Origin of the sequence: Collinsella sp. AF28-5AC, from assembly GCF_003457875.1 — a bacterium.
Classification (GTDB): domain Bacteria; phylum Actinomycetota; class Coriobacteriia; order Coriobacteriales; family Coriobacteriaceae; genus Collinsella.
This window is the reverse complement of sequence record NZ_QRTA01000005.1, coordinates 17,251-31,263: the sequence shown is the minus strand read 5'-3', so window position 1 is coordinate 31,263 and position 14,013 is coordinate 17,251. Positions and strand designations below refer to the sequence as shown.

Here is a 14,013-nt window from a genome sequence, read left to right as displayed (position 1 = left end):
CGAACGGCAACCTGCAGCGTAGGACAGTCCCCGCAGGCCGACAATTACCGGTATTTTGGCTCATATTTATTGAATTGTTGCTCGCCCAAAAGCGCGGAGCATCAACGCGCCCCTAAGCCAACCCCAGCAATATGCCCGCCGAATGCACGACAAACGCCACGATCCAGGCGACCGTCACCTGAAACGCGAACACGGCAACGGCATAGCGCGCGCCCAACTCGCTCTTGACGGCGCCGATGGACGCCACGCAAGGCGGGTACAGCAGCGTAAAGACCAAGAACACGTAGGCGGTAAACGGCGAAAACATGGCTGACAGTGCCGCGGGAGAGGTTGCGCCCAAAAGCACCGTGAGCGTCGAGATGACGCTCTCTTTGGCAATAAGTCCCGTGACGAGCGCCGTGGATGCACGCCAGTCGCCAAAACCGAGCGGGGCCAACACCGGCGCGATGATGCTACCCAGACCGGCAAGCAAGCTTTGCGACTGATCGGCGACCACATTAAAGCGAATGTCGAACGTCTGAAGGAACCAGATGACCACGGTAGCGGCAAAGATGATGGTGAAGGCCTTGGTGATAAAGTCCTTTGCCTTATCCCATGCCAGCATCACCGTCGTCTTGACGCTCGGCAGGCGGTAGTTGGGAAGCTCCATGATAAACGGTACCGGGTCGCCCTTAAATGCCGTGCGATTGAGCACCAAAGCCGCGATGCAACCGACCGCGATGCCGATCAGATAGAGCGAGACCATGGCGGGTACCGTCGCCTGCGGGAAAAACGCCCCGCACAGCAGACCGTAGACCGGCAACTTGGCCGAGCAGCTCATGAACGGCGTGAGCATGACCGTCATCTTGCGGTCGTGCTCGGATGGGAGCGTACGGGTCGACATGATAGCCGGCACGGTGCAGCCAAAACCAACGAGCATGGGCACGAAGCTGCGGCCCGACAGACCAAAGCGGCGCAGCACCTTATCCATGACAAAGGCCACACGCGCCATGTAGCCGGAGTCTTCCAGAATGGAGAGGAACAAGAAGAGCACGACGATGATCGGCAGGAAGGCCAGCACGCTGCCCACGCCCGTAAGCACGCCGTCGACAGCCAGCGAGCGCACCACATCGTTGGTGCCGAACGCTTTGAGACCCGCATCGGCCGAGGCGATGATGGCAGCGATGCCGTCCTCCATGAGTCCCTGCAACGCCGCGCCGATCACGCCAAACGTCAGCCAAAAAACGAGGCCCATGATCACCAGGAACGCCGGGATGGCCGTATAGCGACCCGTCAGGATGCGGTCGATCTTGACGGAGCGCACGTGCTCGCGGCTCTCGTGCGGCTTGACGACGCAACGCCCGCACACGTCGCCGATAAAGCTAAAGCGCATATCGGCCAGCGCGGACAGGCGATCGGTGCCGGCCTCGCCCTCCATCTGGGTAATGATGTGCTCGATGGCGTCGAGTTCGTTGCGATCCAGGTGAAGTGCCTCGGTTACCAGCTCGTCGCCCTCAACCAGCTTGGTCGCCGCAAAACGCACCGGAATATGCGCCGTCGCGGCATGGTCCTCGATAAGGTTCGCGATGCCGTGGATGCAGCGATGCAGCGCGCCGCCGTCCGGGCCATCGGGCGCGCAGAAGTCCAGGCGACCGGGGCGCTCGCGGAACCGCGCCACGTGCAAGGCATGATCAACCAACTCGCCGATGCCCTCGTTGCGGGCAGCGCTAATGGGGACAACAGGCACGCCCAACAGGCTCTCGAGCAGGTTGACGTCCACGGCGCCGCCGTTGGCCGTCACCTCGTCCATCATGTTGAGCGCGATGACCATGGGGCGATCGAGCTCCATAAGCTGCAGCGTCAGGTACAAATTGCGCTCGATGTTGGTAGCGTCGATGATGTCGATGATGGCGTCGGGATGCTCATCCAGGATAAATTGACGGCTGACGACTTCCTCGCCCGTGTATGGCGACAGCGAATAAATACCAGGTAGGTCGGTGACGCTCGCCTCGGGGTGGTTACGGATGGCGCCGTCTTTGCGGTCGACCGTCACGCCGGGAAAGTTGCCGACGTGCTGGTTGGAACCCGTCAGCTGGTTGAACAGCGTGGTCTTACCGCAGTTTTGGTTGCCGGCGAGGGCAAAATGCAGCGGTGCGCCCTCGGGCACAGCCGTCTTTGCCGCACGGGGCGAATACGTCCCCTCGCCGAGTGCCGGGTGCTCCGTCGTACCGATTGCGGCGTTAACGCGCGGGCCGGTATCGGTGTCGTGCACGCCCACGAGCTCGATGCGCGCGGCATCGTCTTTGCGCAGCGTGAGCTCGTAGCCACGCAAGCGAATCTCGAGCGGGTCGCCCATGGGGGCGTACTTCATCATGGTGACTTCGGTGCCCGGCGTTAGGCCCATGTCCAAAATATGCTGTCGGAGTGCCTGATCGTCCGATGCCACCGATGCGACAACGGCGTCCTTTCCAATCTCGAGTGTATCGAGCTTCACGTCCGTGTTCCTCCCCCGGCGCCCATAGGGCGTTGTATTTATGTTCACCATGGCTAACCGTTTGCCATGGCTAACCAATTTTAACCATGCATGATAGCGCGAACATGCAACGATGTTCAATCAACAGATCGGTGCAGGGGGGATTCTGGGCCATTGCTTCCCAGACGGGCCTGCTGCGGAAACCGAATCCCACTCCGGAACACCTAAACGGGATGGGCTTTCCGGTTGAGGCATCTAGCGGAAACTGCAGCCCGGAATCGGCGCTCAGACTGGGATGCAATTTCCCAATGGAGCCCTCGGGGAAACTGCGGCCCGGAATCTGCTCTCGAAACGGGACGCGGTTTCCCCGAGGACCGAAGCAGCCGCCCGCCCCTCGACAAAATGATCCGTTCCCTCCGTCGCATGCGGAACATCCAAGGAGTGTCCCAGGGTGCCGGCACAATAGGAACGTCCCCAGCTGCCGGCAGCATTTCGCCGCAACAACAAAAGCCCGCGCTGGCAACAAATGTCACCTGCGCGGGCTTGGTGGGCGCTCACAAAGGCACGTTACAGAGGCCCACGTCAGTTATGGATTACCGAACGGCACCGGCACGCGATGCCTCCGTCGGCTTACCAAGCGATGAAGCTTGCCGCAGTCTTAGACTATCGGCGCAATGCCGGCAAAGTGCAGATACAGCGAAATGATTGCCACGACAATGACCACCGCTGCGATCAGCTTGTCGTGCAGATGCGGAAGCACCGGTTTACCGCGGCCTCGCTCGCCCAGCATATAAACGGGAATGGCCGGAGCAAAAAGAATCGTCGTGATCATAACGCCCTGAAGACCCGTCGACCACACCAGGAACAATGTGTAGATGAAGCCGAGCGTACCGAAGAAGCGGGCTTTGCCGACGCTGGGCGCATGCGGCCCGTCCAGATGCTCGTTCTTCCAGCCAATCACCATGTAATAGGCAGCCGAGCAGACATACGGAACCAGAATCGTGTTGACTGCGCAGCTATAGAAGAACTGGTAGGTGCTCGCCGCCACATACGACACGATCAAGAAGAGCTGCGTAATGCCGGAGCTCACGAGAACCGTTACCACCGGGGCGTCGTGCTTGTTCGTCTTGGCAAACGCCAGCGGGAAGGATCCCTGGCGCGCCGCCTCGAACGGCGTCTCGGACGCAATGATGACATAGCCCAGCAGCGCGCCGACCAACGAAAGGATAACGCCAAGGTTTACGATGGCAGCACCAACCGGACCGATTGCGCACTCGAGAATTCCCGCCATGGAGGGCGTTGCAAGCTGTGCCATCTCCTCTCGCGGCATAATGCCGAGCGACAGCATAGAAATAATCAAATACAGGACAAAGACCGCCGCAAATCCGAGCGCCGTCGAGCGACCGACGTCACGCACGTACTTTGCGCGGCCCGAGATGACAACGGCGCCCTCGATGCCCGTGAAGACCCAGACAAGGGCAATCATGGTCGAGACAACCTGCTCGCCAAAGCCAGGACCAGCCGGCTCTCCCCAGAAGTTGTCCATAAAGATATCGACGTTGAACTTGCCCAGGAGCACAATGCTCAGCACAAAGAGTCCCAGCGGCACCAGCTTCGCCAAGGTGACAATCGTGTTAATGCCCGCAGCCTCCTTAACGCCACGAAGCACAAGGGCGGTAAGGAACCACAAAAACACGCTGGCGCAGACGATAGAAAGCAGGTTGTTGCCCGCGCCAAACGCAGGGAAGAAATAGCCCAGCGCGCTAAACAGCAAAAGTGCAAAGCTCACGTTGGAAAGGCATGCGCTGATCCAGTAGCCCCAGGCGGAGTTGAATCCAATGTAATCGCCAAAACCGGCCGCAGCGTATGCATAGATGCCACCGGTCAGGTCGGGACGGGCTTGAGACAAACCGTTGAACACCATCATCAACGCAAAGACGCCAATAAAGCAAATTCCCCACGAGACGATAACCGCACCGGTATTGGCTCCGCCTGCCGCCATATCGCCGGCAAGAGAAAAGATACCGCCGCAGATGCTCGCAGTGATGACCATCATGGTCAGACGGAAGAGATCCAGACCATTGGGGTCGATAATCTCGTCGTTAGAAGTTTTAGAGGCCATTGTATGTGCACCCCCTTCATCATGTGATCGAACGAAAGATGGCCCGGACGTCCCGAATCGGGTGCCGGGCCATCGGTCAAGCGATCATCAGACTGTTACAGCTATCGCGTTAGAAGCGCAGCGACAGGCAAGAAAGGCCGCCGTCGACCTTGCGATACTCGGAGGTGTCGACGACGAGTGTCTTGTAGCCCAGATCCTGCACGGCCTTGAGCACAGTCGGATAGCCCTCGGCAACGATGACCGTACCGTTGACCCAGATGCAGTTGGCGCCGTACGCCTCGTCCTCGGGCACGACGATCTTGTTGTACTGGGCAAAGTCAGGCTTATCGATGAACTCACCAGAGACGAGCATGTTGTTGTCCTCGATGTAGTTGACGCCCGTCTTGAGGTGCAGGACCTCCTCCAGCGGAACCTCAGAACCCTCGAGGCCCCAGCCCTCGAGAATCTCACAGAACTGGCGAATGCCCTCTTCGTTGGTACGAGCGGAGCGACCGACGTAGAAATGGTCACCGACCATCATGACGTCGCCGCCGTCAAGCGTGCCCGGAGAAACGATGTGCTTGACATGCTCGTCGTCAAAGAAGCGACGGACGGCCGGCTCAATCTCGTCCTTCTCGCCGTTGCGGCTATCGGCGCCGGGGTTGGTAATGATGGCGCCGCAGCGAGTGATAACGGCCGGATCTTCGACGAAGCAGCTGTCGGGATACTGCTCGAGTGCCGGCAGCACCGACACGTCAACGCCGCACTGCTCGAGCGCATGCTCATAATCGTAGTGCTCCTCGATGGCGCGCTCGTAGATGGGCTGGCCAAGCTCGGGGGCACTCGTGATGCCATTGCTCAGGGACTTGCCGGGGCGGCGGATGATGACGTGGCTGAACTTGGTCATGATGATCCTCCTTGGATCTCTTAGCAGAGAGCGGGACTTCTTCGCGCCCGCCTTCCTTTCGATGGCTTTATCTTAGGGCGGTTTTCCTGTTTTGTATATTGTATACAATCCTGAACGGTAGGTATTCTTCGGTAAGCGTATTCTTACGTATCGGCGCAAAGTAGCATGATTTAGCTGGTCGTTCTATAATTCAACTGAGCTATTCAAGTGAAACGTATTTGCTTTTAGAAATATACCGTTAAGGAACATAGGCTCATGGAAACGCTCAGAAAGCCCCTGAAGGACCACGTATACGACTATATTTCGAGCCGTATTGACGCCGGCGAGCTTTCGGCCGGCGACCGGCTGAGCGAGCAGGCGATCTGCGATGCCATGGGCGTGTCGCGCACGCCGGTCCGCGAAGCGCTCATCCAGCTCGCAAGCGACGGCTATCTGGACAATCTCCCCCGCCGCGGATTCCGCGTCCGTGGGTTCGATCAGCAAAACGCCGTTGAAGTCTTTGAGATTATGGGGCCGCTCGACGGGCAGGCCGCATATCTCGCCTGTCCGAATCTAACTGACGACGATATTACGCAGCTGAAATTTCTCGTCGGCTCCATGGACCTCGCGATCCAAGGCGGTCTCATCCGTAAGTATGACGACATTCAGCGAGACTTTCACCTTACGTACTTCAACCGCTGTGGCAACGACCGTCTGCGCGATATGATCTCGCAGCTCGAGCGTTGCTTTATCAAGCGCGATTACGAGACTGTTGACCAAGAGACGGCTTGCAAACTGCTCAATAAAGCCAACAACGAACATGCTCATATTCTTGAGTTGTTCGAAGCACGAGACGCGACGGGCGTGCGCGACTACGTTCGCGATGTCCATTGGAACACGGAAAACGCCCAGTTCACCGTTTGGTAGAAATACAACAAGGAAAGCTATCAGACGCCCATCTCACGAGAGTGGATAATCCCCCGTTTTTGTCGAAAAGCAGACCAAAAATGGGAGATTATCCACTCTCGTGCTGCGCGGTCTAGAAACCGTGGCGCTCCAGGAAGCGGAAGGCTAGGCGAATCCATGGACGGACCGCCACCTGCTTGTCCTCGTTATCGACCGCGGTATTGGCGTTGCCGAGCGAAAGGCCGTGACCACCTTGGTCAAAGACGTGCATCTCGCATACGACGCCCTCCTCGGCCATGCGCTGGGCAAACGGGTAGACCTGTGCGATCGGCGCCGTCTTGTCGTCGGACACGCCCCACACAAAGGTTGGCGGCATCTGACGCGAAACATGTGTGGTGGGGCAGATATCGGCCAAATGCTCGTCAGTTGCCTCGCCACCCGTCACCATCGACAGGTAGTCGTTGAGCAGATCGCGCCCCGTCTTGCCACCCGTCTTGGGCACGCGCAGGTCGATGCGCGGGTCGCGCGTCTGCATGTCGCGCACATAGGCAAAGTCGAGCAGCGGATAGCCCAGCACTACGGCATCGGGACGAATGTCGTCCGGACGCGCCCCTGCCAGGCCCGCGAAGGGACCAGCCTTCCATTGTGTTGCCAGCGAGGCGCAGATCATACCGCCCGCAGAAAAGCCCACGACGCACACGCGCTTGGGATCGACATGCCACTCGTCGGCATTCGCACGCACCGTGGCGACCATCTTGGCAAGATCTGCCTGCGGGTGCGGAAAACTTACGTCACCCGTGCCGCTCGTCACATAGTTGAGCACAAAGGCCTGGTAACCGTGATCCAAAAACGCAAACGCCACGGGATCCTGCTCATGCGGAGCGATATGCGTAAACGCACCTCCGCCGCAGATAATCACCGCGGGGCGGCGGCCATTGGGCTTGTCGGGCAGCGGCTCGGCACCCAGATACGTAAACGTCGCCGGATAATCCTCGGTCGGCTCCTCGCCCCACAGCGCATGGTTCTCAATAATCATAGGTGCTCCCTCCGTGCGATTCGTGCGCACTCGTTTTTCGCACCTTAGCGTACCCCACTTGAGCCCGCGGCGCAGAAACACCCCCGCAATAAGTTGGCCTTCAACTGATATATCACAAAATCGCTGTTCAGAGGTATCGTTGGACAGCGTAAAATAGGAGCGCTGACCGTGCTGGGAAACACGTACGAAACGTTTCCGGCAAACCACACGCGTGCAACATGCGCGCCTGATACGTTGGAGGCATCTATGGGTCTGCTCGATTCGCTCAAGTCCACGTTCACTTCGTCGGGCGAGGCGTCCGTTCCGCCCGCAGCAAGCTTCGCCACCCGCGAAGGCGTCATCTACGCTCCTGTCAACGGCGTGCTCGTCAATCTGAGTGAGGTTCCCGACGAGACCATCGCCTCGGGCATGCTCGGCCAGGGCTACGGCATCGAGCCCATTACCGGCACCATTTACGCCCCCGCTAACGGCCGTATCGGCGCCACCACCGTCACCAACCACTCCATCGGCATGATCACCGAGGACGGTCTTCGCGTGTTCATCCATGTTGGCCTGGGCACCGTGGAAATGAACGGCAAGGGTTTTGCCCGCTTCGTCGAGATGGGCGACACGGTCAAGGCCGGCCAGCCGCTCATCAGCTTCGACCGCGACGCTATCAAGGCCGCCGGTCACGAGGACATCGTGACCGTCATCATCTCTGAGCTCGACCGCCTCAAGAGCATCGACCACGTCGGCGAGTCTGGCACGCTTATCGGCGGCAACCCGCTCGTCAAGCTTGGCGACCCGCTGCTGGTAGCCAAGACCAAGTAGCCAGGTCCCGCGCACACAGCCAAAAGGCACCTCGTCAAGCGCCCGCGACCATTTGGCCGCGGGCGCTTTTCGTTTGAAAAACCATCCCGCCAATGCCTTATCTGTATAGCCCAAATGAGCCGAGCTGCTAGAATATCGAACTGTATGGATAACTATCATTCAACCGTTATGGGAGGATACGTGAACCGCACCAAAATCGCGCAGCTCTATGCCGATGCCGAGTCGCTCGGCGGCCAAACCGTCACCGTTGCCGGCTGGGTCAAGTCCGTCCGCGACATGAAGAACTTTGGCTTCGTTACGCTCAACGACGGCAGCTGCTTCCGCGACCTGCAGGTCGTCATGAACCGCGATGCACTCGACAACTACGACGAGATCGCCCATCAAAACGTCTCGGCCGCACTCATTTGCACCGGCACCGTCAAGCTGACCCCCGATGCGCCCCAGCCTTTCGAGCTTTCTGCCACCTCCATCGAGGTCGAGGGCACGAGCGCCCCGGATTACCCGCTGCAGAAGAAGCACGCAACCGTCGAGTTCCTGCGCACCCAGCAGCACCTGCGCCCGCGCACCAACCTGTTCCGCGCCGTGTTCCGCATCCGCTCTGTCGCGGCTGCCGCCATTCACCGCTTCTTCCAGGAGCAGGGCTTTGTCTACGTCAACACCCCCATCATCACCACGAGTGACTGCGAGGGCGCCGGCGAGATGTTCCGCGTGACCACGCTCGACCCCAAAAATCCGCCCCTCACCGAGTCCGGCGAGGTCGACTGGAGCCAGGACTTCTTTGGCAAGCATGCAAGCCTCACCGTGTCCGGCCAGCTCAATGCCGAGAACTTTGCCATGGCCTTTGGCGACGTGTACACCTTTGGCCCCACCTTCCGTGCCGAGAACTCCAACACCACGCGCCACGCCGCCGAGTTTTGGATGATCGAGCCCGAGATGGCCTTTGCCGACCTGAACGACTACATGGATAACGCCGAGGCCATGCTCAAGTACGTCCTCAAGGACGTTATGGCAACCTGCCCCGACGAGCTCAATATGCTCAACAAGTTTGTGGACAAGGGTCTGCTCGAGCGCCTGGACCATGTCGCCAACTCCGACTTTGCCCGCGTTACCTACACCGAGGCCGTCGAGATCCTGGAGCAGGCAGTCGCTGCTGGCCACCAGTTTGATTACCCCGTGAGCTGGGGCATCGACCTGCAGACCGAGCACGAGCGCTTCCTGACCGAGGAGCACTTTAAGCGACCGACTTTTGTGACCGACTACCCGGCCGAGATCAAGGCGTTCTACATGCGCATGAACGAGGACGGCAAGACCGTCGCCGCCGCCGACTGCCTGGTGCCCGGTATCGGCGAGATTATCGGCGGCTCCCAGCGCGAGGAGCGCCTGGATCTGCTCGAGGCCCGCATCAAGGACCTGGGCATGAATCCCGAGCAGTACAAGTACTACCTTGACCTGCGCCGCTACGGTTCCTGCAAGCACGCCGGCTACGGTCTGGGCTTCGAGCGCTTGGTCATGTATCTGACCGGCGTGGGCAACATCCGCGACGTCCTGCCGCACCCGCGCACCGTGGGCAACGCCGACTTCTAATCGTCGGACGCTAGCTCGCGTCGCCACACGCCAATGCTCATCGCATAAGCGTCTCTCGACATCAGTCGAGAGACGCTTTTTTCAACAGCATCCGTCAAGCTTTTGGCAAGGTTTTGGTCAGTTGAGCAGGGCTGTTGAAAACTCAACCCGCCGTTTGCCGACGACTACCGACCGCCCAGAGCGCTCTGCGCCCCTGGGAAAGCCCCACGTCCTAGGCTCCATACCGTCGCCACCCAAAACGGAAAGGACGTGGGCACGATGACCGAAGCCGCTGTTGAAACCTACGACACCACGACGAGAGGCGCCGCCTCGATGGCAGCCTATCGCGCCGTTCGTATCCTGCAGCTCTTGAGCGAAAACACCGGCGAAGACAAGGCCATGCTTTCCGATGAGTTGATCCGGCGCCTCGCCCATCCCGACGACCCCGCCCGCATGCCCATCTCGGCGGCGCGGCGCAGCATCTACACCGCCATCTCCGCGCTTCGCCATGCCGGATACGAAATTGAGTACAAACGCGGCGTGGGCTACAAACTTCTTACCCGTCCGCTCACCGACGAAGAGATCATCCGGCTCCACGGCATGGTCATGCGCAACCGCTCTACGCCCATCGCCATTCGAAAAAGCATGGCGCAGCACCTGGTCGCCATGGCGAGTGCCGACGTTCGCGGCTACCTCGATGCACCCGAGCCTGCTCCAAGCGCAGGCGACAAATCCACCAAGGCCATACGCAAGCCCGTCAAGCGCATCGATGCCTGCGAGCTCATCGAGCAGGCCATCGACCACGGAACCACGGTGAGTTTTGATATTTCGAGTGTCACGGCACGCGGAGAGGTCGAAGTGGCGCGGATGACACTCCGGCCCTTTGCCATCAAGCAACGAGACGGCATCTCGTATTTGCTGGGAACGGTCTATGACGCGCGAGGCGCCGACGACACGCTGCGTACCGTTGAGATCGGCCGCATGAGAAACGTCACCACACGTCTCCTCGACGGCAAGAAGCTCTTCGCCGTCCTGGACGAGGACGATGCCTCCTCCGCCGCATAAGACCCTCCGCCGCCCATTCGACTACCCGTACCGCCCATCCGATTCTGTATTAAAAAACCCGCCAGGCTGTTGTAAAAATGGACATCAGCGCTACTATAGTTCCACTTGCACTTTGTCCCAGTGCAGTGTTTCCAGCCATTTTTATACTGGGGGTAATGATATGAAGGACATCACCATCAGCCGCAGGAGCCTTCTGGTCTCCGCCGGTCTGCTCGCGCTCGCCCCGCTCGCCGGATGCGGCGGCAACTCTGGTTCCGGCTCTGCTGCCGCCGGTTCCGACTACACCATCGGCGTTCTGCAACTCACCGAGCACTCCGCACTCGATGCCGCCAACGACGGCTTTGTCAAGGCCATCAAGGAGAGCGGCCTTAAGGTCAAGATCGACCAGAAGAACGCCCAGAACGACCAGTCCACGTGTAAGTCCATTGCCGACAAGTTTGTGGGCGACAACGTCAACCTGATTTATGCCATCGCCACGCCCGCCGCGCAGGCTGCCGCCGGCGCCACGGCCGATATCCCCATCGTGGGCTGTGCCATCACCGACTACGCCGCCTCCGGCCTGGTCCAGGACAACGACAAGCCCAGCACCAACGTCACGGGCGCTTCCGACCTCACCCCAGTCGCCGAGCAGCTCGAGATGATGCAGAAGGTCCTGCCCGACGTTAAAAAGGTCGGCCTGCTCTACTGCACCGCCGAGTCCAACTCCGACGTCCAGATCAAAGCCGCCAAGAAGGAGCTCAACAAGCTGGGCCTCGAGTACACCGATTTCACCGTCTCGAGCTCCAACGAGATTCAGTCCGTCGTCGAGTCTGCCGTGGGCAAGGTCGACGCGCTGTACTCCCCCACTGACAACACCATCGCCGCGGGCGCTTCGCAGGTCGGCCAGATCTGCAAGGAGAATAAGCTCCCCTTCGTGACCGGCGAGGAGGGTATGTGCATGGCCGGCGGCCTGTTCACCCTCTCCATCAACTATAAGGACCTGGGCTACGCCGCGGGCGAGATGGCCGTTAAGATCCTGAAGGGCGAGGCCAAGCCCGAGGATATGCCGATCAAGCACCTCTCGAGCAAGGACCTGGTCGTCGTCAAGAACGACGAGATGGCCGAGGCTCTGGGTATCGACCTTTCCGCTCTGGACGAGTAGCGCCGTGCGCGGTAACGCGTCTAGGGCCCGCACGCGCGCCACAGCCGCGTTATTCAATATCTGAGTCCTTGGGGCGAACGCTAAAGACCGGCGTTCGCCCTGCTTGTTTCGGATGAGACAAAACATCCGTCCGCAGCTCTTTTATGCATTGGTACCGCTATTATGGAAAATCACGTGTCCACCCTATCCTAGGAGGTATGAAGCATGCTCATTGCATTGCAGGGCGCCGTTTCGCAGGGCGTCCTCTGGGGCATTATGGTGCTTGGCGTGTTTATCACGTTCCGCCTGCTCGACATCCCCGATATGACCTGCGACGGCAGCTTTGCCCTCGGCGGCTGTGTCTGCGCCGTACTCATCGTCAACAATAACGTCGACCCCTTGCTCGCCGTGCTGGCCGGCATGTGCGCCGGCGCCATCGCGGGCGCCGTCACGGGCATCTTGACCACCGTCTTTGAGATTCCCGCAATCCTCGCCGGAATCCTTACGCAGATCAGTCTGTGGTCCATCAACCTGCGCATCATGGGCAAGTCCAACACGCCCATCCTTGCCAAGGGCACTATCTTCTCATCCGTCAGCAACATGACGGGCCTGCCGCAGTCCACTGTTGCCATTATCCTAGGCATTGTGCTGGCCGTGGCCATCGTCGCCATCCTGTACTGGTTCTTTGGCACCGAGATCGGCTCGGCGCTGCGTGCCACCGGCAACAACGAGTACATGATCCGCGCCCTAGGCGTCAACACCAACTCCACCAAAATGATCGCCCTCGTGCTCTCCAACGCCCTCATTGGCCTTTCGGGTGCGCTCATCTGCCAGAGCCAGAAGTATGCCGACATTGGCATGGGTACCGGCGCCATCGTTATCGGTCTTGCCGCCATCGTCATCGGCGAGGTGCTCGGCCGCCTGCTGCCCGGCGGTCTCACGCAGTTCTCCGTCCGTCTGGCCTCCGCCGTCTTTGGCTCCGTGGTGTACTTCCTCATCCGCGCCATCGTGCTGCAACTGGGCATGGACGCCAACGACATGAAGCTGCTCTCCGCCGTGATCGTCGCCGTGGCCCTGTGCGTGCCCGTGGTTTGGGAGCGCTATAAGCTCCGCAGCTCCTACACGAAGGGAGATGAGGCAGATGCTTAAGCTCTCGCACGTCAAGAAGACCTTTAACAAGGGCACCGTCACCGAGAAGCGCGCGCTCACCGACGTCGACCTCACCCTCAACGATGGCGACTTTGTAACCGTGATTGGCGGCAACGGCGCCGGCAAGTCCACGCTGCTCAATATGATCGCCGGCGTGTATCCGCTTGATTCGGGTGTTATTGAGCTCGACGGCACCGACATCTCGCGTCTGAGCGAGTCGCAGCGCGCCAAGTACCTGGGCCGTGTGTTCCAGGACCCCATGCGCGGCACCGCAGCCGACATGCAAATTGCCGAAAACCTGGCCCTCGCCAAGCGCCGCGGCCAGCGTCGCGGTCTTTCGTGGGGCGTCACCAAGGCCGAGAAGGACGAGTACGTTGAGCTGCTCAAGCGCCTGGACCTTGGTCTGGACACGCGTCTCAACGCCAAGGTCGGCCTGCTCTCGGGCGGCCAACGCCAGGCGCTCACCCTGCTGATGGCCACGCTCACCAGGCCGCGCCTGCTGCTGCTCGACGAGCACACCGCGGCCCTCGACCCCAAGACGGCCTCTAAGGTGCTCAACCTGACCGAGGAGATCGTCGACGAGAACCACCTGACCACGCTCATGGTCACGCACAACATGAACGACGCTATCCGTCTGGGCAACCGTCTGATCATGATGCACGAAGGCCACGTGATCTACGACGTGGCCGGTGACGAGAAGAAGTCGCTCACCGTGGCCGACCTGCTGCAGAAGTTCGAGGAGGTCTCGGGCGGCGAGCTCGCCAACGACCGCATGCTGCTAAGCTAAACCTACCAAAAAGGGACAGGTTTATTTTGGCAGGTTTTATCTGCGCAAACGTCAAAACCGCCGCAAAGGGACAGACGCCCTTGCGGCGGTTTTCGCATATTATGTCGATAATCCGATATTCAACCAGACATTCTGGCT

At 59.9% G+C, this 14,013-nt stretch carries 11 protein-coding genes; 7 read left to right on the top strand and 4 right to left on the bottom strand.

Going from position 1 to position 14,013, the window contains the following annotated elements:
- Nucleotides 1–112: 112 nt before the first annotated feature.
- The 3 genes from feoB to DWZ01_RS04990 all read right to left on the bottom strand — a co-directional run bounded on the left by feoB (nucleotide 113) and on the right by DWZ01_RS04990 (nucleotide 5,460).
- Nucleotides 113–2,524 carry a ferrous iron transport protein B gene (gene feoB, locus DWZ01_RS05000; RefSeq protein ID WP_117848296.1) on the bottom strand — a complete coding sequence of 804 codons (2,412 nt, stop codon included), beginning with the start codon at nucleotides 2,522–2,524 and terminating at the stop codon, nucleotides 113–115.
- Nucleotides 2,525–3,110: 586 nt separating this feature from the next.
- The gene (locus tag DWZ01_RS04995) at nucleotides 3,111–4,574 is read right to left on the bottom strand and encodes a basic amino acid/polyamine antiporter (RefSeq protein ID WP_117583088.1); all 1,464 of its coding nucleotides are present in this window, start codon (nucleotides 4,572–4,574) and stop codon (nucleotides 3,111–3,113) included.
- A 109-nt stretch (nucleotides 4,575–4,683) separates the two neighbouring features.
- Nucleotides 4,684–5,460, bottom strand: coding sequence for a dimethylarginine dimethylaminohydrolase family protein (locus DWZ01_RS04990; RefSeq protein WP_117583089.1), 777 nt, complete (start codon nucleotides 5,458–5,460; stop codon nucleotides 4,684–4,686).
- Between the two features lie 255 nt (nucleotides 5,461–5,715).
- On the opposite strand from DWZ01_RS04990, the gene DWZ01_RS04985 reads away from it, so the two are divergent.
- Complete coding sequence (locus DWZ01_RS04985; protein ID WP_117583090.1) at nucleotides 5,716–6,366, top strand: GntR family transcriptional regulator; 651 nt, start codon at nucleotides 5,716–5,718, stop codon at nucleotides 6,364–6,366.
- Between the two features lie 112 nt (nucleotides 6,367–6,478).
- Here the strand turns inward: DWZ01_RS04985 and DWZ01_RS04980 are convergent, their stop codons facing one another.
- Entirely contained in the window at nucleotides 6,479–7,381 is a 903-nt protein-coding gene (locus DWZ01_RS04980) for an alpha/beta hydrolase (RefSeq protein WP_117583091.1), read from the bottom strand.
- A gap of 246 nt (nucleotides 7,382–7,627) precedes the next feature.
- Between DWZ01_RS04980 and DWZ01_RS04975 the strand changes: the two genes are divergently transcribed.
- The 6 genes from DWZ01_RS04975 (at nucleotide 7,628) to DWZ01_RS04950 (ending at nucleotide 13,875) form a co-directional block, all read left to right on the top strand.
- Nucleotides 7,628–8,191 carry a PTS glucose transporter subunit IIA gene (locus DWZ01_RS04975; protein ID WP_117583092.1) on the top strand — a complete coding sequence of 188 codons (564 nt, stop codon included), beginning with the start codon at nucleotides 7,628–7,630 and terminating at the stop codon, nucleotides 8,189–8,191.
- Between the two features lie 180 nt (nucleotides 8,192–8,371).
- Complete coding sequence (gene asnS / locus DWZ01_RS04970; protein WP_117848316.1) at nucleotides 8,372–9,775, top strand: asparagine--tRNA ligase; 1,404 nt, start codon at nucleotides 8,372–8,374, stop codon at nucleotides 9,773–9,775.
- Nucleotides 9,776–10,033: 258 nt separating this feature from the next.
- A complete protein-coding gene (locus DWZ01_RS04965; protein ID WP_117848294.1) occupies nucleotides 10,034–10,819 on the top strand; it encodes a hypothetical protein in 786 nt (261 codons plus the stop codon).
- Between the two features lie 160 nt (nucleotides 10,820–10,979).
- Entirely contained in the window at nucleotides 10,980–11,960 is a 981-nt protein-coding gene (locus DWZ01_RS04960) for an ABC transporter substrate-binding protein (RefSeq protein WP_117848292.1), read from the top strand.
- A 204-nt stretch (nucleotides 11,961–12,164) separates the two neighbouring features.
- A complete protein-coding gene (locus tag DWZ01_RS04955; RefSeq protein WP_117655043.1) occupies nucleotides 12,165–13,088 on the top strand; it encodes an ABC transporter permease in 924 nt (307 codons plus the stop codon).
- On the top strand, nucleotides 13,081–13,875 hold the full coding sequence (locus DWZ01_RS04950) for an ABC transporter ATP-binding protein (protein WP_117848290.1): 795 nt from the start codon (nucleotides 13,081–13,083) through the stop codon (nucleotides 13,873–13,875). Before DWZ01_RS04955 ends, DWZ01_RS04950 begins: the two co-directional genes overlap by 8 nt.
- Nucleotides 13,876–14,013 lie beyond the last annotated feature (138 nt).